The 20231-nt window shown below is 43.2% G+C and carries 22 protein-coding genes, 1 pseudogene and 1 riboswitch; of the genes and pseudogenes, 17 read left to right on the forward strand and 6 right to left on the reverse strand.

Annotation, left to right across the window (positions count from 1 at the left end):
* Window positions 1–11: 11 nt before the first annotated feature.
* From obgE to pheA, 3 genes are read left to right on the forward strand one after another with little or no spacing between them, the layout of a single operon-like run.
* On the forward strand, window positions 12–1298 hold the full coding sequence (obgE, locus tag C6Y02_RS10870; RefSeq protein WP_034661626.1) for a GTPase ObgE: 1287 nt from the start codon (window positions 12–14) through the stop codon (window positions 1296–1298).
* Between the two features lie 55 nt (window positions 1299–1353).
* Window positions 1354–1797 (forward strand): ACT domain-containing protein, encoded by a 444-nt coding sequence (locus C6Y02_RS10875; RefSeq protein ID WP_003216269.1) that lies wholly within the window; start codon window positions 1354–1356, stop codon window positions 1795–1797.
* An 18-nt stretch (window positions 1798–1815) separates the two neighbouring features.
* Complete coding sequence (gene pheA / locus C6Y02_RS10880; RefSeq protein ID WP_034661622.1) at window positions 1816–2694, forward strand: prephenate dehydratase; 879 nt, start codon at window positions 1816–1818, stop codon at window positions 2692–2694.
* A 22-nt stretch (window positions 2695–2716) separates the two neighbouring features.
* Here the strand turns inward: pheA and C6Y02_RS19315 are convergent, their stop codons facing one another.
* Window positions 2717–3259, reverse strand: coding sequence for a transcription repressor NadR (locus C6Y02_RS19315; RefSeq protein WP_034661619.1), 543 nt, complete (start codon window positions 3257–3259; stop codon window positions 2717–2719).
* Between the two features lie 3 nt (window positions 3260–3262).
* The gene (locus C6Y02_RS10885; RefSeq protein WP_189318258.1) at window positions 3263–4405 is read right to left on the reverse strand and encodes an IscS subfamily cysteine desulfurase; all 1143 of its coding nucleotides are present in this window, start codon (window positions 4403–4405) and stop codon (window positions 3263–3265) included.
* 97 nt (window positions 4406–4502) lie between these two features.
* Between C6Y02_RS10885 and nadB the strand changes: the two genes are divergently transcribed.
* The 5 genes from nadB to C6Y02_RS10910 all read left to right on the forward strand — a co-directional run bounded on the left by nadB (window position 4503) and on the right by C6Y02_RS10910 (window position 10265).
* Complete coding sequence (gene nadB, locus C6Y02_RS10890) at window positions 4503–6074, forward strand: L-aspartate oxidase (RefSeq protein ID WP_106031235.1); 1572 nt, start codon at window positions 4503–4505, stop codon at window positions 6072–6074.
* Complete coding sequence (nadC, locus tag C6Y02_RS10895; protein ID WP_060596881.1) at window positions 6056–6919, forward strand: carboxylating nicotinate-nucleotide diphosphorylase; 864 nt, start codon at window positions 6056–6058, stop codon at window positions 6917–6919. Before nadB ends, nadC begins: the two co-directional genes overlap by 19 nt.
* On the forward strand, window positions 6906–8015 hold the full coding sequence (nadA, locus tag C6Y02_RS10900; protein ID WP_106031236.1) for a quinolinate synthase NadA: 1110 nt from the start codon (window positions 6906–6908) through the stop codon (window positions 8013–8015). Before nadC ends, nadA begins: the two co-directional genes overlap by 14 nt.
* A gap of 131 nt (window positions 8016–8146) precedes the next feature.
* The gene (gene safA, locus C6Y02_RS10905; protein WP_106031237.1) at window positions 8147–9505 is read left to right on the forward strand and encodes a SafA/ExsA family spore coat assembly protein; all 1359 of its coding nucleotides are present in this window, start codon (window positions 8147–8149) and stop codon (window positions 9503–9505) included.
* 133 nt (window positions 9506–9638) lie between these two features.
* Window positions 9639–10265 (forward strand): YhcN/YlaJ family sporulation lipoprotein, encoded by a 627-nt coding sequence (locus C6Y02_RS10910; RefSeq protein ID WP_106031238.1) that lies wholly within the window; start codon window positions 9639–9641, stop codon window positions 10263–10265.
* 48 nt (window positions 10266–10313) lie between these two features.
* Here the strand turns inward: C6Y02_RS10910 and C6Y02_RS10915 are convergent.
* Window positions 10314–10821 (reverse strand): annotated as a pseudogene (locus tag C6Y02_RS10915) (lysine transporter LysE).
* Window positions 10822–11058: 237 nt separating this feature from the next.
* Window positions 11059–11167, forward strand: a riboswitch (TPP riboswitch).
* A gap of 127 nt (window positions 11168–11294) precedes the next feature.
* Here C6Y02_RS10915 and thiC point away from each other — a divergent pair.
* A complete protein-coding gene (thiC, locus tag C6Y02_RS10920) occupies window positions 11295–13055 on the forward strand; it encodes a phosphomethylpyrimidine synthase ThiC (protein WP_034661590.1) in 1761 nt (586 codons plus the stop codon).
* 36 nt (window positions 13056–13091) lie between these two features.
* On the opposite strand, the gene C6Y02_RS19320 is transcribed toward thiC, so the two are convergent.
* Window positions 13092–13238 carry a hypothetical protein gene (locus C6Y02_RS19320; protein WP_162839368.1) on the reverse strand — a complete coding sequence of 49 codons (147 nt, stop codon included), beginning with the start codon at window positions 13236–13238 and terminating at the stop codon, window positions 13092–13094.
* Between the two features lie 191 nt (window positions 13239–13429).
* Between C6Y02_RS19320 and C6Y02_RS10925 the strand changes: the two genes are divergently transcribed.
* Window positions 13430–13612, forward strand: coding sequence for a hypothetical protein (locus C6Y02_RS10925; protein ID WP_003216799.1), 183 nt, complete (start codon window positions 13430–13432; stop codon window positions 13610–13612).
* 232 nt (window positions 13613–13844) lie between these two features.
* Here C6Y02_RS10925 and C6Y02_RS10930 read toward each other — a convergent pair whose 3' ends face one another.
* Complete coding sequence (locus C6Y02_RS10930; RefSeq protein ID WP_034661587.1) at window positions 13845–14489, reverse strand: serine/threonine protein kinase; 645 nt, start codon at window positions 14487–14489, stop codon at window positions 13845–13847.
* A 237-nt stretch (window positions 14490–14726) separates the two neighbouring features.
* On the opposite strand from C6Y02_RS10930, the gene C6Y02_RS10935 reads away from it, so the two are divergent.
* The 7 genes from C6Y02_RS10935 (at window position 14727) to yajC (ending at window position 19744) form a co-directional block, all read left to right on the forward strand.
* Window positions 14727–15227, forward strand: a complete 501-nt coding sequence (locus C6Y02_RS10935) for an intercompartmental signaling factor BofC (RefSeq protein ID WP_181185478.1) — start codon at window positions 14727–14729, stop codon at window positions 15225–15227.
* A 148-nt stretch (window positions 15228–15375) separates the two neighbouring features.
* Window positions 15376–15981: a Holliday junction branch migration protein RuvA gene (gene ruvA / locus C6Y02_RS10940; protein WP_034321303.1), complete on the forward strand. Its 606-nt coding sequence runs from the start codon at window positions 15376–15378 to the stop codon at window positions 15979–15981.
* 11 nt (window positions 15982–15992) lie between these two features.
* A complete protein-coding gene (gene ruvB / locus C6Y02_RS10945) occupies window positions 15993–16997 on the forward strand; it encodes a Holliday junction branch migration DNA helicase RuvB (protein ID WP_060596875.1) in 1005 nt (334 codons plus the stop codon).
* The gene (locus C6Y02_RS10950; protein WP_034661574.1) at window positions 16990–17190 is read left to right on the forward strand and encodes a DUF2905 domain-containing protein; all 201 of its coding nucleotides are present in this window, start codon (window positions 16990–16992) and stop codon (window positions 17188–17190) included. The genes ruvB and C6Y02_RS10950 overlap by 8 nt, the downstream gene beginning before the upstream one ends.
* 34 nt (window positions 17191–17224) lie before the next feature.
* Entirely contained in the window at window positions 17225–18253 is a 1029-nt protein-coding gene (gene queA, locus C6Y02_RS10955; RefSeq protein ID WP_034661572.1) for a tRNA preQ1(34) S-adenosylmethionine ribosyltransferase-isomerase QueA, read from the forward strand.
* 31 nt (window positions 18254–18284) lie between these two features.
* Window positions 18285–19430 (forward strand): tRNA guanosine(34) transglycosylase Tgt, encoded by a 1146-nt coding sequence (tgt, locus tag C6Y02_RS10960; RefSeq protein WP_034661568.1) that lies wholly within the window; start codon window positions 18285–18287, stop codon window positions 19428–19430.
* A gap of 47 nt (window positions 19431–19477) precedes the next feature.
* On the forward strand, window positions 19478–19744 hold the full coding sequence (gene yajC, locus C6Y02_RS10965; protein ID WP_003216659.1) for a preprotein translocase subunit YajC: 267 nt from the start codon (window positions 19478–19480) through the stop codon (window positions 19742–19744).
* Between the two features lie 49 nt (window positions 19745–19793).
* Here the strand turns inward: yajC and C6Y02_RS10970 are convergent, their stop codons facing one another.
* Window positions 19794–20171 (reverse strand): TIGR04086 family membrane protein, encoded by a 378-nt coding sequence (locus tag C6Y02_RS10970; protein ID WP_106031239.1) that lies wholly within the window; start codon window positions 20169–20171, stop codon window positions 19794–19796.
* Window positions 20172–20231 lie beyond the last annotated feature (60 nt).

Here is a 20231-nt window from a genome sequence, read left to right on the forward strand (position 1 = left end):
CGGAGGAAGTTATGTTTGTAGATCAGGTTAAAGTGTATGTTAAAGGCGGTGACGGCGGAAACGGTATGGTGGCGTTCCGTCGTGAAAAATATGTGCCAAAAGGCGGGCCAGCTGGCGGCGACGGCGGAAATGGTGCAGATGTTGTATTTGAAGTAGACGAAGGACTCAGAACGTTGATGGACTTTCGTTATAAGCGCCATTTTAAGGCGGATCGCGGCGAGCATGGAATGAGTAAAAACCAGCATGGCCGAAATGCGGAAGAAATGATTGTCAAAGTTCCGCCCGGTACGGTCGTGACAGATGCAGAGACGGAACAAGTACTCGCTGACTTAACAGAGCATGGACAGCGGGCAGTCATTGCAAAAGGCGGACGAGGCGGACGTGGAAATTCACGTTTCGCAACACCGGCAAACCCTGCACCGCAGCTCTCTGAAAACGGTGAGCCGGGAAAAGAACGTGACGTCATCTTAGAACTAAAAGTACTTGCAGATGTTGGACTTGTTGGTTTCCCAAGTGTCGGGAAGTCGACACTGCTTTCAATTGTCTCTTCTGCGAAACCGAAAATTGCGGATTATCATTTCACAACGCTTGTGCCGAACCTAGGAGTTGTCGAAACAGATGATAACCGAAGCTTCGTCATGGCGGATCTGCCAGGACTGATCGAAGGAGCGCACGAAGGCGTTGGCTTAGGTCATCAATTTTTACGCCACATTGAGCGGACACGGGTTATTGTCCATGTCATTGATATGTCAGCACTTGAAGGGCGTGACCCGTACGAAGATTATGTGACGATTAATGAAGAGCTTGAGCAATACAATATGAGATTGACTGAGCGTCCACAAATCATTGTAGCGAACAAAATGGACATGCCAGAAGCAGCTGACAATCTAGCGGCATTTAAAGAAAAATTAACGGATGACTATAAAGTGTTCCCAATTAGTGCGATCACAAGAGAAGGGCTTCGTGAGCTTTTATTTGAAATCGCCAATCAGCTTGAAACAACACCGGAATTCCCGCTCTATAATGAAGAGGAACTGTCTGATAACCGGGTGATGTACAGGTTTGATGAGGGAGACGCGCCATTTGAGATCACAAGAGATCCTGACGGTACGTTTGTCATAACGGGTAAAGCACTTGAGCGACTGTTTAAGATGACAGATTTCTCAAGAGATGAGTCCGTGAAACGATTCTCTAGACAACTGCGCGGAATGGGTGTCGATGATGCCTTGCGTGAGCGTGGTGCAAAAGACGGCGACATCATTCGTCTGCTTGAATTTGAATTTGAATTTATTGATTGATCAAAAGGAGGGTCCAGTCCATGGGCTCTCCCGTTTTTAAAAGGGGAGAAAACAGGTGAAAGAAGAAACGTTCTATTTAGTAAGAGAGGATGTCCTTCCAGATGCGATGCGAAAAACGCTTGAAGTCAAAAAGCTTCTCGATCGCAAAAAAGCGGATTCAGTTGCCGATGCTGTTCAACAAGCGGATTTAAGCCGCAGTGCTTTTTATAAATACAGAGATGCTGTTTTTCCATTTTATACAATGGTGAAAGAGCAGATCATCACATTGTTTTTCCACCTTGAGGATCGGTCTGGGGCTCTGTCAAGGCTGCTTCAAATTGTGGCGGACTCTGGCTGTAATGTGTTATCCATTCACCAAACGATTCCGCTGCAGGGAAGAGCGAATGTCACCCTATCCATTAGCACGGCTGGTATGGCAGATGATATCAATACAGTCATGAATCAATTAAGAAAACTTGAATTTGTCGAAAAAGTTGAAATTCTAGGTTCTGGGGCGTAAAAGGAGAGATCATAGCAGATGAAGCAATTAACTGTAGGTTATTTTGGACCAGAGGCAACATTTACTCATTTGGCCGTATGCTCTTGCTTTCCAGCAGATGCAGTGCAGCGTGCCTATGCAACGATTCCGCAATGTATGGATGCTGTGTCAAAAGGTGAAGTCGATTTGGCGGTCGTTCCACTTGAAAATGCACTCGAAGGATCTGTGAACTTAACGATTGATTATTTAATTCATGAGGAAGCGCTGTCCATTGTTGGTGAAATGACAGCACCGATTCGGCAGCATTTGCTTGTCCACCCATCAAGAGCGGAAAGCTGGGAGACATTAGATGTGATCCAATCACATCCGCACGCGATTGCCCAGTGCCATCAATTTCTGAAAAAACAGTACCCAGATATTCCGCACCGTCCGGTAGAATCAACAGGCTATGCAGCCAAATATATCAGTGAGCATCCGGATGAGGCTGCTGGGGCCATTGCCAATGAAATTGCCGCGCAAACATATGGTTTAACGATTGCAAAAAAAGACATTCATGATTATCCGCACAATCATACACGCTTTGTTATTTTACATAAAGATCCTAAGGCGTCGTTCCCAATGAATGCTGGGTTCTCATCGAAGCCAAAAACGACCATTGTCGTCAGTCTGCCAAAGGATGACCAATCAGGTGCATTGCATCGCGTGTTATCTGCTTTTTCTTGGCGGAATCTCAACTTGTCAAAAATTGAATCTCGTCCGACAAAAACGGGTCTTGGACACTATTTATTTATAATAGATATTGAAAAAGAAATGGATGATGTCCTTGTCCCTGGCGCGATTCAGGAATTAGAAGCGATTGGCTGTGAGGTCAAACTGCTCGGCAGCTACCAAACATATGAACTAACGAATGAAAAATAGTGTCCCTTGCAGGACACTTTTTTTAGTCTTTAATTAAAAAACCAGCATCATCGAGTGCTTGAATGGCTTGGTTAAGCTGCTTTTGACTGTAAGAAGTGAGTGTATGTAAATGCACGCCGTCTGTTAGTTCTGACAAGTAGGAGGCGCCCGTGTTAGAAATGTGATGGACGAAATCAGCTACTTGCTTGCGAGTGCTGACGCGAATAGAGGCCGTTAGTTCACCGTAAACGGGGTGCTCTATGATCACATCTTTCACCGTCACACCAAAGTCTACAATCAAGGTTAGTTCCTCTTCTGTACGAACAGGATTATGCTTGCAGGCGATGATTTGTTCAATTTCTCTTTCTGGCGCATGCTGCGGTGCCATATATACATAGCCTTGACTTGTAGCAATAATGGGTTCGTTTTTTGCTTTCAATAGTGACATATCTTGTACAATGACTTGTCGAGAGACAGCCGCCTTTTTAGCCAAAAAGCTTCCGGTGAGCGGTGAATCTGTTTCTTTCAGCCACTCTAAAATGGCGTTTCTTCTCTCTTCGCCAATGAGTTTCCTCTCTTGCTCCACGTCTTATGCTCCTTTCTTCTCCTTTTGCAATTGTTCAAATGTATGCAAAAGCTGATCGATGTCCTCTTTTGATGACTTCGATCCAAATGATACTCGAATGAATTGAAGAGCATCACGATCTGATACGTGCAATGCCTTCACAGCCGGGGAAGGATGGTGATAACCAGAAGCACATGCGCTTCCAGTCGATATACAAACCCCATGCCGGTTACATGCTAACATTACATATTGTCCTTCAAACCCTTCAAAAAAACAACCAATAATATGAGGCAGCATGCGGCGATTGCCATTGTTTTGAAGTGTACGAACAGGAAGCTGTCTCATTTTCAGCTGCTGAAGAAAATAATCACGAAGCTGCTCATTCTGTCGTTGCTGCTCATCCAGCTTAAGCATCAATTGTTCACTCGCAGCAGCAAAAGCACCGATGCATGGAACGTTCACTGTTCCAAGGCGGAAGCCACCTTCCTGAACTGCACCTGAATATAAAGGCTTCCAAGGAACATGAGCGCTCATATAGACAGCACCAGCTCCTTTAGGTGCATACACTTTATGGCTAGAGATGGACACGGCATCAACCCCAAGCTCCTTGATGGACACACGAATCTTTCCGAATGTTTGCACGGCATCTGTATGAAAAAGAATGTGCCTTTCTTTTAAAAGGGGTGCTAATTCAGCGAGCGGCTGGATAATCCCTGTTTCTGAATTAGCATGCTGAATAGATACTAGTCCTGTTTCAGGCAATAATGCTTCTTTGAGAATGTCCTGAGTGATGATCCCATCTTGATTCGGTTCAATGATTGTGACCTTCACGCCAAGACGCTCTAAGCTACTAACCGCGTGATGAACAGAAGGGTGCTCTACAGAAGTTGTGATGACATGCTGCCTGTGTGCTGGCAGACCATTTGCGATCGATTGAATCGCCAGAAGATTGGATTCTGTTCCGCCGCTTGTAAAGTAGATGCCGTCTGGTTCGCCCTCAAGAATGGCAGCGAATGATTGTCTGCTGTAAGTCAGTATGTCATTTGCTCTTCCACCTGCATCATGAAGACTGCTTGCATTCCCGAAGCAATCTTGACTTAGCTGCTGAAAAACATGCAGTGCTTCCTCTGAAACAGGTGTAGAAGCTGCGTAATCTAAATAAACCAATCCATCCATCTCCTATGAGAAAATTTTTTCTTGTATTTATTGTAGTGTTGTGTAATGATATGTGTCAAGACATGTGTAAATGACAGGAGGGGCGAAGGTGTCATCAATCAAAAAAGTCATTGTGGTGGGATCAGGCATTGCAGCGCTTTCCTTTGCAAAAACCATTTCAGAAAGCTGCCAAGTTATCATGATGACAAAAAAACAATTTTCCTCTAGTAATTCCATACTTGCACAAGGAGGAATCGCTGCTGCCTTTTCAGCACAGGATTCAGTTCATCAGCATGTACAAGACACATTAGCTGCCGGCTGTGATCACAATGATGAGAGGGCGGTACAAGAGATCGTAAGTCGTGGAAAGCAATTGGTGGAGCAGCTCGTAGAAGAAGGCTGTCCATTTGATCAGACGGAGACGGGCGAGCCGCAATTAGGTAAAGAGGGGGCACATACGACTCATCGCATTTTGCATGCAGGAGGAGACCAAACAGGCAAAACCCTAGTGCAGTATTTAAAAAGTCAGCTTGGCTCACATATTCATTTATACGAATATCACCATGTCATTGATCTATTGGTCCATGAAGGAACCTGCATAGGGGTGGTATGGAAAGATGAGAAAGGACACGTCCATACCATGACCGCAGATGCAGTTGTTTTATCCACGGGCGGCTGCGGCTCCCTATATGAAACAAACACAAATGACCCTTCTGTAACAGGAGACGGACTGATGATGGCCTATCGAGCCGGGGCACAATTAGCAGATCTTGAATTTGTTCAATTCCACCCCACCCTCTTGACGATCGCTGGAAAAGCAGTCGGTCTCGTTTCAGAGGCAGTCCGGGGAGAGGGAGCCTATTTAGAAGATGAAACAGGCAGGAGGATAATGAAAGGCATTCACCCACAAGCTGATTTAGCGCCTAGAGATGTGGTCGCTAGAGCTATTTTTCATGAGCAGCAATTAGGTCATGATCTGTATCTCAATATCCGCGAGATTCCACATTTTTCAGCTCGTTTTCCAGCAATTAATGCGATGTGTCAGCGGGCAGGTGTCGATATGGCAAGCGGCAGGCTCCCAGTTTCCCCTGGTATGCATTTTTTAATGGGCGGAATCTGCGTGAATGAATATGGAGAAACCACTGTTCCATCTCTTTTTGCTATCGGAGAAGCGGCCTGTACAGGCTTACACGGAGCGAACCGATTAGCGAGTAATTCTCTCTTGGAAGGTCTCGTTTTAGGACACAAAGCGGCACGGAGAATTGAACAGGTACCTAAACAGAAAAAAATAGTCCCATCTTTTTCTATTCAAGAAGTATGGTCCGTCCCAGCGATTTCAGAGGATCAGTTGAGCCAATGGATAATGACATATGCCGCAATTGTAAGAGACGAAAAAGGGCTAAAGGCCTTGCTTCAAGTATTACAGCAAGTCCCTTATCAGCAAACGAATGTGAAGAATATCACAAGTGAACAGATCGAATTAAGCAATCAATGGGCATTAGCGATTTGCCTTGTGAAGTCTGCATTACTTCGTACAGAAAGCAGAGGCGGCCATTTTCGAATGGATTATCCAAATCGGAATGATGCTTTGTGGCGGGGCATGCAGATTGTCCATGAAAAAGGCCACATTCATATGATGAAAAATGAAAGGATCGGTGCCAAATGGAACGTTTACAGTTAAAACAAATGATGACTCATTTTTTCACAGAAGATATTGGCTTTGGAGATGTATCAGCTGATGCCATTTTTGGAGAAAAGAAAGGAACAGCATACATCATCGCAAAACAATCGGGTGTATTGGCAGGTTCTCAAGTCATTGACATAGGGTACCGCCTGCTGAATGAACAGATTCAAGCTGAGTTGTTTTTTGAGGAAGGTGATTGGATTCATTCAGGCGCTGTGCTGGCGAAAATAAAGGGGCCGGTCAGCGACTTATTAAAAGGAGAAAGGGTCATTTTGAATGTTTTGCAGCGCATGACAGGTATCGCCACATTAACACATGAAGCGGTGCAGCGATTAGCGGATCCGTCGATTACGATTTGTGATACGAGAAAAACGACTCCCGGCTTGCGCATGTTAGAGAAATACGCTGTGAAGACAGGAGGCGGAAAGAATCATCGCTTCGGCTTATCAGATGGAGTGATGATTAAAGATAATCATATTGCCGCATGCGGCTCTATTCGTGAAGCTGTAGATAAAGCAAGAGCATATGCCGGTCATATGGTGAAAATTGAAGTAGAAATTGAATCAGAAACGCAGCTAATGGAAGCCATTGATGCAAAAGCCGATGTCATCATGTTTGACAACTGCTCTCCAGACGAAGTGAAACGTTTTAAACAAATGACGCCGGAGACAATTCTGACGGAGGCTTCAGGAGGCATCACGTTAGAGACATTGCCAAGTTACAGGGGGACAGGTGTCGACTTTATTTCACTTGGTTTTTTGACACATTCTGCTCCAGCATTTGATTTTAGTATGAATATGGAATTCAGTCATAAAGGGGGAACAACTCATGTCACTGCTTGATGTACTCGCAAATCAACATGCAGCCATGATGCCAGAAGAATATAAACACCGCTCTGTTGATGAGATGAAGCAGCGTGTGTTAGACATTAAATGGGCCTTTGGATCAAAGCTTTTTATACCGGGGCATCATTATCAAAAGGATGAAGTCATCCAATTTGCAGATGCAACAGGCGATTCACTGCAGCTCGCACAAATAGCCGCGGACAATCAGGAGGCTGAGTACATTGTGTTTTGCGGTGTTCACTTCATGGCTGAAACGGCAGATATGCTGTCAATTAAGAATCAAAAGGTCCTATTGCCAGATATGAGAGCAGGCTGTTCAATGGCTGATATGGCGAACATGAAGCAAACGGATAGAGCATGGGAGCAGCTCACTGATCTGTTTGGAGATACGATCCTACCGCTCACGTATGTCAACTCAACAGCGGATATTAAAGCATTTGTCGGCAAGCATGGCGGGGCGACTGTTACATCGTCAAACGCTAAAAAAGTGCTGGAGTGGGCGCTCACACAAAAAGAGCGGATTCTGTTTCTCCCTGATCAGCATTTAGGGCGTAATACGGCATTCGATTTAGGCATTTCACTAGAAGAAATGGCTGTCTGGGATCAAATAGAAGAAAAGCTCATCACCGATCAGCCGCTTTCCCGCATCAAGATGATTTTATGGAAAGGCCATTGCTCTGTCCATGAGAAATTTACGGTGCGGAATATTGAAGAAACGAGAAAAAGAGACCGTGACATTCAAATCCTTGTCCATCCAGAATGCACGCATGAAGTCGTCAGGGCTTCTGATCTTGCCGGTTCAACGAAATTTATTATTGATACGATTAAGGAAGCGCCAGCAGGAAGCAAGTGGGCGATTGGAACAGAGATGAATTTAGTCAAGCGGATAATAGATCAGCATCCAGATAAACAAATTGAATCCCTCAATCCGGATATGTGTCCATGTTTGACCATGAATCGGATCGATCTTCCTCATTTGTTATGGTCACTAGAAAGCATTGAGAAAGGTGATCCGGTCGGTTTGATTCAGGTCAATGAAGACATTACCAAAGAGGCTTTACTTGCACTGAATAAAATGCTCGCCATTAAATAATAAATCAGCCCCTCCTATCAGAAAACAAGTTTTTATCATATCGGCTTGTAAATAGGCATAAATTTATGGTGAAACATATTGTACTTCTGACATAACCGTTACGTTCACGTTTTGCATAGGAGGGGAAAACGTTGAAAATTCATATTGTGCAAAAAGGAGACTCCCTTTGGAAAATTTCAAAGAAATACGGAGTCGACTTTCAAGAATTGAAAAAACTAAATTCACAACTCAGTAACCCAGATTTGATCATGCCGGGTATGAAGATCAAGATTCCATCTAGTGGTGTTCCTGTAAAAACAGATCATCACAAAGCAAAAGAAATGCCAAAGCCGAAAGAACATCCGTATGTGAAAGAAAAGCCAAAAGATGTCGTGCAAGTGCAAGATACGAAGCCGAAAGAAAAGCCAAATGAACCGGTACCTTATGTACCGCCAGTGCCAAAGATCGAGCATCCAGTTTTTCCACAAGTCGATGTGAACTATTATCAGACCAATCTCTACCAGCCATTCACGCCTCCTCCCAAAAAAGAACATCATGAGAAAAAAGATTACGTTCATGAAAAGAAAGATCATGTTCATGACAAAAAGGATCACAAAGATCATGTTCATCATGAAAACAAGGACTATAAAGATAATAAGGAACATTTTCATCATGAAAATAAGGACCATAAAGATAATAAGGAACATTTTCATCATGAAAATAAGGACCATAAAGATAATAAGGAACATTTTCATCATGAAAATAAGGACCATAAAAATAACAAGGACCATTTTTATGATGAAAATAAAGGCCATCTAAAAGATGGAGTGGCAAAGGGGTATGATCCGTTTATTCATATTCCGCATCAAAAGGAGGAGGGAAAAGATATGGAGCAAAGCAATTACCCAAACCTTCCTAATTTCCCGCAAATGCCGAATGTTGGAGGCGCAGCGGTAGGAGGAATGGCTGAGAATAAAGAGCATCATCACCATCACCAGCATCATGACTCATATGATCCTTATTATGGTTTTGGTCATGGACATTACATGCCGGCAATGTATCCATACCCGCAACAAATGGTGCCAGCATCGCCAATTTTACCAGGTTCAGGTCTTTGTTATCCTGTCCAGCCATATTATCACCATCACATGATGCCATATCCATACCCAGCTCAGCCGTATTATCCTACGTATCAAGCGCCAGCTTATTACGGGGAACATTATGAACATCATGCACATCATGCAAACGATGGGCATCACTGGCATCACCATATGCACCCAAATGCCAATGCGAACGTGAATCAAGGCTTTTATCCAAACGTTTCAAATGAAGCTTATGGCAAGGAAGACTGCGGATGTGATGATGGCATGAAGCAGCATCAGCCGTGGCCAGAACATTATCCGAATCCTGTTCCTTATGGCCAAATGGGGGCTTTTCCAGCTCAGCCTTATATGCAGCCATATCCAGGTCAATCTGTTTTTGCAAGACCAGAAGAAGACGAAGAAGAGTAATGACAGAAGGAACGATCTCAATCGTTCCTTTTTTTGTTTATAACTGACAGCTTGATTTTTTCCCAAACTGTACATGCTAAAACAGAGCCTGTTTCGCGCTCATGAGATTGAATTTGTACAGGGGGTTTTTCGTTTGAGACAAAAATGGCAAAAAACGATCGCATTAGTGCTTCTTCCTATTGGGTTAACGGCATGTGGTACAAATGATAATGCAGGTGTAGATACACGTCATAATCAATCAGGTCAGCCAGTCGGATATCATTCGAATAACCGTGCGGCTGACAATAATCAAGATCATCAAGGGCCAGTTTCTGAACTCATGGAGGGGATGAACGGTGGGAACACTGGGAACACAACGAATGTTGATTATCGCACCCGTCCTCAAGCCGATGATCGAATGCCTCTCGCAGGTGGAGATGGACGCTACAGTCATGGAGATATGAACTATCATAACCAAATGTCGTTCTCTGGCTACGATAAACAAGAGAACGTCCAGCGTTCAAGAAAAATTGCCAACCGTGTCAATAAAATGAACCACGTTGCAGACTCACAGGTGATGGTGACAGATGAAAATGTGTATATTGCCATTAAATCAGATGGACGTTTGACGTCAGAGGGCGTATCACAAGTTGAAGAAGCAGCGACTCGTTATGCGGATGGAAGAGCTGTCCAAGTCATTAAAGACGAGGGTGCTTTCACACGCTTTAGAGATATGAGAAGAACACAATTTGAAACAGGCCAAACAGGCATGACTCGATAGGTTGGAGAATAAGAAAGGCTAAAGTTCCTCAAGAACTTTAGCCTTTTCTTAAAAATAACCCTTGATGCTTGTATAAAAATCGTTAAAGAAATACCAGCCAAATCCAAGTAATAAAATACCTTTCTTGTTAAGGATACAAGGGGGAGAAGACCGATGTCATGAAGGAGAATCCCTGCCAAAATACCGCCTGAAGCCAGCATAAATTCACATGAATCTGTTTTTGTATATGCATCTGCCAGTACAGCACCGAATACTGAAACCCAGAACACAAGGTTTCCAGGGGACACCGCGACAAGCAAGCCGTTTCTGTACGTTTTTGCGAATGATTTATTGACTTTTTCGCCAGCTAAATGGATGTCTTGATCCGAATTATTAAGAATACTGCTCCGATCAGCCAGAGCGGGATTTGGACAAATGGCAGTGATAAAAACTGAGCAAATTCAGCATCCATGAAAGAATCCGTTTTTTAATCCCTTTTTGTCATTTCAACCGTGATCGCTCCAACTGGCAGAGCAATTGACAATCCTACGACGATAAATGCGAGAAATGTTTGCAATCGACTAGAACTTCCTTTGGAAAAATTTGTATAAAAATTCTCAGTTTAGATTAACTATACATAATAGGAGAAAAGGATCAATGATTATTTCATATTTTATCGAAATGATTGGGAGAGATGATGTATATAAAGGTGCATATCAAGCTTGCTGTATCTCTTTTGTAGTGGAAAGGAACTATTTTCCTAAAACTTCTTTTTTTCATGGCATCTCTATGCTACACTGTTGTGGAAATCAATAAATGTGACTAGGGGTGCCCGCAGTTGGGCTGAGAGAGAAGTGTATGCTTCTTAACCCTTTGGACCTGATCTGGCTCGTACCAGCGTGGGGAAGTTGAAGATGATACATGGGTCATATGAATGACATTCATGTTTATTTCTGTCGACGAAACCAGGTTCTGTTCATAGAGCCTGGTTTTTTTGCTGGTGCTGATTCCATCCTGTCCGGTGACAAGAAGAGAAGGAGAGAACAGCAAATGAAAGAAAAGAAAAATACCCCAACAACTCAATCCTTATTATCAAGCTTTGACGGCAGCCGAAAGGTGTATGAGAAAGGATCAAGACCTGACATTTTAGTGCCAAAAAGGGAGATTGCCCTCTCAAAAACTGTGACACAGGCGGGGAACATTCAAAATGAACCGATTCGTGTGTACGATACGAGTGGACCGTACACCGATGAGAGAGCCCATATTGATGTCACTAAGGGATTAAAACGCCTTAGGGCAGCATGGATCGAAGAAAGAGGGGATACAGAAAGCTATGAAGGGCGCCATGTGAAACCAGAAGATAACGGATATCGTTCTAAGGAAAAAGAGTCCTTTCATCATGTTCATACTGATTTTCATCATGAGCCGCTCCGCGCAAAACAAGGTGCCTGTGTGACGCAAATGCATTATGCAAAAAAAGGTATTGTTACGCCTGAAATGGAGTTTATCGCGTTAAGAGAAGAGCTAAGCCCTGAGTTTGTGAGAGAGGAGGTAGCCAGCGGAAGAGCAGTCATTCCAGCGAATATTAACCATCCTGAAAGTGAACCGATGATTATTGGAAGGCATTTTCACGTCAAAATCAATGCGAATATTGGCAATTCAGCTGTGACATCATCCATTGATGAAGAGGTAGAAAAGATGACATGGGCGATCAGATGGGGTGCAGACACCATGATGGACCTGTCTACAGGAAAGGACATTCATACAACGAGAGAATGGATCATACGGAATTGCCCAGTCCCAGTAGGAACCGTTCCCATTTATCAGGCGCTTGAAAAAGTAAATGGAGTGGCAGAAGATTTGACGTGGGACGTGTACAGAGACACATTAATTGAACAAGCAGAGCAAGGAGTAGACTACTTTACGATTCATGCGGGCGTGAGGTTAAGGTATATTCCGCTGACAGTCGATCGGGTGACCGGAATTGTTTCAAGAGGCGGTGCCATTATGGCAAGGTGGTGTCTTGCCCATCATCAAGAGAATTTCCTCTATACCCACTTCGAAGACATTTGTGAGATTATGAAAACGTATGATATTGCTTTTTCACTTGGAGACGGTCTGAGACCAGGCTCGATTGCTGATGCCAATGATGAGGCGCAGTTTGCAGAGCTTGAAACGTTAGGTGAATTGACAGAGATCGCTTGGAAACATGATGTACAGGTGATGATTGAAGGGCCTGGACATGTTCCGATGGATAAAATCAAAGAGAATGTGGACAAGCAAATGGAGATTTGCAAAGAGGCACCATTTTATACGTTAGGGCCTCTTACAACAGATATTGCCCCGGGATATGATCACATTACATCCGCCATCGGTGCGGCCATGATCGGCTGGTATGGAACAGCGATGCTATGCTATGTGACGCCAAAAGAGCATTTAGGTCTGCCGAACAAAGAAGATGTAAGAGAAGGTGTGATTGCCTATAAAATTGCCGCACATGCCGCTGATCTAGCAAAAGGACATCCTGCTGCTCAAAAGCGCGATGATGCTTTATCGAAAGCGAGGTTTGAATTTAGGTGGCGTGACCAATTCCACCTGTCACTTGATCCAGAAAGAGCTATGGCGTTCCATGATGAAACATTGCCTGCGGAAGGCGCTAAGACTGCCCATTTTTGCTCGATGTGCGGACCGAAGTTTTGCAGTATGAAAATTTCACATGATATTCGCAATCAATCAGAAGAAGTGAAAAGAGAGATGGAGAAGAAGGCGAAGGAGTTTATCAGCCAAGGAAGTCAAATTTATTCATCCTAAAAAAAGAACCTCGCACATATGTTGTGCGGGGTTCTATCAGATCGCGGAAAAGGCTTTTCTTAAGATGTGGAAAAATGTCTTTAATGCAATCCCTATCATGTCCAGACTCGGAATGAGGGCATCTGTTAAATGAAAAAAGACGGTTTGTCTTTCGGGAGATGTTCGTTTCTTTTTCCGTTTCATGAAGACAGCCTCCTTTTTAAATAATATACTTCTTTGCAAAGCAGAGGGATAGAGATGTTGTTTGAATTTAAACAAAATTTAAACTTCTTGTGTTTGAAAGGAAAGAAGGAGGGGAAACGAGTTGAATAGAGAATGAATGAAAAGAGCCGATCTATTTGGCCAGCTAACAAGAAAGAGTGGAAGGTGATCTTATGATGAAAGTATTTAAGGTAACATTTCATATGAACAATGGGGAAGTGCTTGATTTCGAGCTAAAACGCCCAGCTACCTATGATGTGTATAAGAAAATTGAAGAAGCCAATCATTGGTTTAAGCTGAATAATGAAATCATTAACTTATTAAATGTGAATAGCATCCACGTAGAAACAGATTAAAACAGAAAGCCGCTCGGAGAGAGCGGCTTTCTGCGTGTAGACAAACCCTCGCATTCAGTGTCAGTCCTACGTGCCGGTGCTCACGAATGTCAAATTCGCTCCGCTCCGGTACTCGTCCTTCCTAGGGCTGCAAAGGTTTTCTATCACGCTGAAAAGAAGACAAAGGACTAAAAGAAAGATCATTTTAGTCCTTTGTCAAAAATCTGAATCCGTTCTCTCTGAGCGGCTTTCATTATGCAGAAAAATCATTTCGATTATTAAGCTGACCGCGGGACAGCCAGTTCTTTTTATACAAATAAGCAATCACTTCAAGCCATAGACGCGGTGCTTTTTTAGGGAAAAAAGGTTTTTGATAATAAGCGTAAGCGGCTTTTAAATCATTCCATTGATGGCATGCTTTTGTTTGTGTGAAACGGGCTACGTCGATGACCCTGACCTGGCCTTCCTTTGTTAAGATCAGATTCCGCAGATGGATATCAGAAGGATTCAATCCTTTCTCGCGTGCTTCTTCTAGCGCATCATCGACTTGTTCAATCATTTGTTTTTTAATAGGAATCCCCTTTGTGAGGCATTCATAGAATGTGTAGCCTTTAATATATTCCATTAAAATATACTGATCCCCAGATTCATAAATCTCAGGGTAGTAAGACGAACCAGAAAGTTTTTCATAAATGGCGGCTTCTTTGCGGGCAATATGTTGATAAGAAGGGAAAAAGACTTTTAGTGCCATTTTCTTGCCGTCTTTTTTGTATGAAAAGACATAGGCACTTCTTCCTTTGCCGCACAGTTCAAGCTCTGCCGGTTTAAAGGCAAGCTTATGAAGACGTTTATCTTCATGATACTGAATCGATTCGGCTAATCTTTTAACATCTGACATTGACTTCACCTTCTTTGGTTTCAGTTTATGCGGCTGAAAAACGAATGATGAAAAAACCGAGTCATTCGAAAAGCAATGGATTGTATAAAACATACCATTTACGAATGAAGGATACAACGAAAGACTCTTCCCATATATTCATTCATCGATTTGGTTAATGTTTAGAAAAATGGGTCAAACTACATATGTCATGCATCGATCTCATGTTCTAAAGAGGTGTAAATAGTGAAAGTGAAGATGAAATGTTTCGTTACAGGACTTATCATGACAAGTGTGCTTTTTTTCGCTGCGGATATGGAAGGAAAAGAACACTTGCAAAAGCAGTCAAACTCTATCACCGTGCAGCTTGAAAAAGTCTATCTAGACGGAGATGTGAGTATTGAAAGACACCGGGCATCATTAGAAGACAAAGACACATTCTGGGCACAGTATAAAGGCTGGACGCTAGTAGAACAGAGAGAGGATTTTGCGCTTTTTAGAAAGCAAATTGATGATATCTCTCCATTAAGTAAAGCAAATGGATATATCGGATTATCAGAGGACGGTGTGATTTCTACGTTTCATGGAAGGCCTGACGGCTGGGCGGAGCCTATTCATCTCTTTTTTCAAATTGATACGTCCCGTTTAGAAAGTCATGTGGAGGAGCAGCTTGAGCAAGGCATTCCTTTTCGAACAAAGGATGAATTTGAGCATGTGCTTGAAGTCATGAAGCCTTACCGAAATGAAATATCGTTTTAAAGCGTGTAACAGCTTGCTGGTGTGAAGGCCGCAAGCTGTTTTTCGTGGTTTTATCGTAAAAATGCATTGAGCGAACGTATGTTAACTTTTATTGCGGTTTTCTTCTCGATTTATGTTACAATGAAGAACAGTCAAAGAGGTGAAAACGGTGATAGAGTTTGTAAAAGGGACCATTGATTATGTGTGCCCGCAATATGTTGTCATTGAAAACGGCGGAGTGGGATATCAAGTCTATACCCCAAACCCGTTTATCTATCAAGTAAACAAACAAGAAACGATTTATACGTATCATTACATAAAGGAAGACGCTTTTTCGTTATATGGATTTCAAACGCGAGAAGAAAAAGCGCTGTTCACAAAACTGTTAAATGTCACGGGGATTGGGCCGAAGGGGGCTCTAGCGATTCTTGCTTCCGGTGATCCTGGCGCTGTCATTTCAGCGATAGAACGTGAAGATGAAGCGTTCCTGATTAAGTTCCCTGGTGTTGGCAAAAAGACAGCTCGCCAAATCATTCTCGATCTAAAAGGAAAGCTAGCCGATGTCGTACCGGAAATGATTGGCAACCTATTTAATCACGAGGACCATATTCAGGTCGAAACGCAGCAAACGGCATTAGACGAAGCGCTTGAAGCCTTAAATGTTCTTGGATACGGTGATCGTGAAATTAAAAAGGTTCTTCCATTATTAAAAGAAGAAAAGAATCTCACAACCGATCAATATGTGAAAAAAGCTTTACAAAAAATGTTGAAATAGGGTGATATCTCATGGATGAACGGCTCGTCTCAACTGAAGCAGACAACCATGAATCAGCCATTGAGCAAAGTCTGCGGCCACAGACACTTAGCCAATATATCGGTCAGCAAAAAGTAAAAGATAACCTCAGTGTGTTTATTGAAGCTGCCCGCATGAGGCAGGAAACACTCGATCACGTCCTTTTATATGGACCGCCTGGACTCGGGAAAACAACGCTTGCGTCGATTATCGCCAATGAAATGAATGTTCAGCTGCGTACAACATCTGGACCAGCGATTGAACGTCCTGGCGATTTGGCGGCAATCTTAACTTCTCTTGAGCCAGGTGATGTGTTGTTTATAGATGAAATTCATCGCTTGCAGCGCTCAATTGAGGAAGTGCTTTATCCGGCAATGGAGGATTTTTGTTTAGATATCGTCATTGGCAAGGGAGATACAGCGCGCTCTGTACGGCTTGATTTACCGCCATTTACACTTGTAGGTGCCACGACCCGTGTAGGGCTTTTAACAGCACCGCTTCGTGACAGGTTTGGGGTACATGCAAGATTGGAATACTATGAGCAAAGAGATTTGGCTCACATTGTGGCAAGAACAGCCGAGCTGTTTGAGATTGGGATCGATCTTCGCTCAGCCGAAGAGATCGCAAGACGTTCCCGGGGCACGCCAAGGGTTGCCAATCGTCTGCTCAGAAGAGTAAGAGATTTTGCGCAGGTGCTTGGGAATCATGCGATTACCGAGGACATTGCGGAAGATGCCCTTGAGCGCCTTCAAGTCGACAGGCTTGGCCTGGATCATATAGACCATAAGCTGCTTTTAAGTATGATCGAAAAATTTAGAGGCGGTCCTGTTGGGCTTGATACAATCTCAGCGACAATTGGAGAAGAATCACATACGATTGAAGATGTGTACGAACCGTATTTACTGCAAATTGGTTTCCTGCAAAGAACACCAAGAGGACGGGTCGTCACAAGAGAAGCGTATGAACATTTTCAAATGGAGGTTCCGATTCGTGACTGAATTCCCTAAAATATTGATGATTTTAGGTGGTGTCCTTTTTGCCGCAGGATTAGTATTTCAATTGGTTGGTAAGCTTCCAGGTGATATTTTTGTGAAAAAAGGAAATGTGACGTTCTTTTTTCCTGTGATCACATGCATTGCCATTAGCATTGTGCTAACCATATTACTTAATATCTTTGGACGGATGAAATAACGTTAACTAGTTAACTACAGAATAGGTGAAGGAAATGAAGCTAGAACTATTTGATTTTGATTTACCAGAAAGATTGATTGCACAAGTGCCGCTTGAAAAACGAGATGCATCAAGACTGATGGTCTTAAACAAACAAACGGGTGCGATGACACATGATACATTCTCACAAATCACCGATTATTTTCAAACGGGTGATTGTCTCGTTTTAAACAATACACGCGTTCTGCCGGCACGTTTGTTTGGAATGAAAGAGGATACAGGTGCAAAAGTTGAACTTCTTCTATTAAAACAAGAGGAGGGAGACAACTGGGAAACACTTGTAAAACCAGCCAAACGGGTGAAAAAAGGAACGGTTATCACATTTGGTGATGGACGGCTTCAAGCGGTATGTACAGAAGAGATGGAACATGGCGGAAGAAAAGTTAAGTTTCAGTATACAGGCATTTTTTATGAAGTACTTGAATCCCTCGGTGAGATGCCGCTGCCTCCTTATATTAAAGAGCAGCTGGACGATCGTGAACGCTATCAAACGGTGTATTCAAAAGAGGTTGGCTCCGCTGCTGCTCCAACTGCTGGTCTTCACTTTACAAACGAGCTGCTGGATGCGCTGAAAGCAAAAGGTGTGCATATAGCTTTCATTACACTGCACGTGGGGCTTGGTACTTTTCGTCCGGTCAGTGCAGAACGTATTGAAGAACACGAAATGCACGCAGAGTTTTACGAAATGAATGAAGAAACAGCTGAAGAGCTCAATCGCGTTCGCAAGGAAGGCGGACGGATTATTTCAGTTGGGACAACGTCAACGAGAACGCTCGAAACCATTGCAAGTGCGCATGACGGCGAATTCAAAGCGTCAAGCGGCTGGACGTCAATCTTTATTTACCCTGGCTATACATTCAAGGCCATTGATGGCATGATCACGAATTTCCATCTGCCAAAATCCTCGTTAATCATGCTTGTCAGCGCATTAGCTGGACGAGAGCATGTACTAAAAGCGTACAATGAGGCTGTAAAAGAGGAATACCGATTCTTCAGCTTTGGCGATGCCATGCTGATTCAATAACATCATACAACAAAGACAGGAGGGCTCATTTTTGTCGCAATTACCGATACGTTATGAGTTCATTAAAACATGCAAACAAACAGGTGCACGACTAGGACGCGTTCATACACCGCACGGCTCCTTTGAAACACCTGTATTTATGCCGGTAGGTACACTGGCTACAGTCAAAACGATGGCACCTGAAGAACTAAAGGCAATGGATGCAGGCATCATCTTAAGCAATACGTACCACCTATGGCTCCGTCCGGGTCATGACATTGTGAAAGAAGCAGGCGGGCTGCACAAATTTATGAACTGGGATCGAGCGATTCTGACCGATTCAGGCGGATTCCAAGTATTCTCTTTGAGTGAATTTAGAAAAATTGAAGAAGAAGGCGTCCACTTCCGTAATCACTTAAACGGAGACAAGCTGTTCCTTTCTCCTGAAAAGGCCATGGACATCCAAAATGCGCTTGGCTCTGATATTATGATGGCATTTGATGAATGTCCGCCATATCCAGCAGAGTACGACTACATGAAACGTTCTGTGGAGCGGACAAGCAGATGGGCAGAGCGCTGTCTAGAAGCGCACCAGCGTCCAGAGGATCAAGGGCTGTTTGGAATTGTCCAAGGCGGAGAATACGAAGAGCTTCGGAAACAAAGTGCAAAAGATCTGGTTTCACTTGATTTCCCAGGCTACGCCATCGGAGGCTTATCTGTTGGTGAACCAAAAGATGTGATGAACCGTGTACTGGAGTTCACAACGCCATTGTTACCGGCAGACAAGCCAAGGTACTTAATGGGTGTCGGCTCACCAGATTCCTTAATTGACGGTGCCATTCGCGGTGTAGATATGTTTGACTGTGTATTGCCGACGCGAATTGCAAGAAACGGCACCTTGATGACAAGCGAAGGACGTCTTGTTGTGAAAAATGCAAAATATGAGCGTGATTTCAGACCAATCGATGAAAATTGTGACTGCTACACATGTAAAAACTACACACGCGCCTATATTAGACATTTAATCCGAACAAATGAAACGTTCGGAATTCGATTAACAACTTATCATAATCTTCATTTTCTGTTAAAATTAATGGAGCAAGTGAGAGAAGCTATCCGTGAGGATCGTTTAGGTGATTTTAAAGAAGAGTTTTTTGAGCGTTATGGCTTTAACAAACCGAATGCGAAAAACTTTTAACGCATAAACGAAAGGCTTTATAATGCTTTAGAAAGGGGTGAAATAGAATGGATGGTGGTATGGGTTCAATCATTATGATTGTTGTCATGTTTGCTGTGCTTTACTTCTTGTTAATCCGTCCACAGCAAAAGCAACAAAAAGCTGTGCGTCAGATGCAGCAATCTTTATCAAAAGGCGATAAAATCGTCACAATCGGTGGTTTACACGGTGAAATCGACTACATTGATGAATCAAAAGTGGTCATCAAAACTAGCGAGAACAACCGTTTAACTTTCGATCGACGTGCTATTAGAGAATTAGCTGACAAAGGTTAATCCTCCGATACATAGCCATAAAAAAAGAGCGATATGATCCGCTCTTTTTTTATTTGCCTCGAAGATTGACGCCAATCATTCCGCCCAGCATACAAATCCCTAGAAATGCCCCATGATAGATAAACTGCCCTGGTGAAAAGGTTTCTCCAAACCCTAAATATTGAAATAAGAATACAGTGAGAGAAAAGATCATAGAAGTGATCGCGCCAATGAGCCAGCCGCGCTCCTTTGCTTTTCCTCCAGAAATGATCCCCCCTAATAAAAGTGCCACAAAGGACAAAATCATAATCATCCATTTAAACGATGATTCCTGCATACTTGTGAAGGTAAGCATGAGCGATACAAGTAAGCTTGTGACAATCATCACGATAAAAATGGCCATTAAGCCGGATAAAATCCCTTTTCCGATTTGTTTCGTTTCCTGCATGTGATTCGTCTCCTCTCCAATTGACCGAAGCTTGTCTTTTACTAAAATGTATTCACCGTG

The sequence above is a fragment of the Bacillus sp. NMCC4 genome (genome assembly GCF_002998555.1).
In the GTDB taxonomy this organism is placed as follows: Bacteria; Bacillota; Bacilli; order Bacillales; family Bacillaceae; genus Bacillus.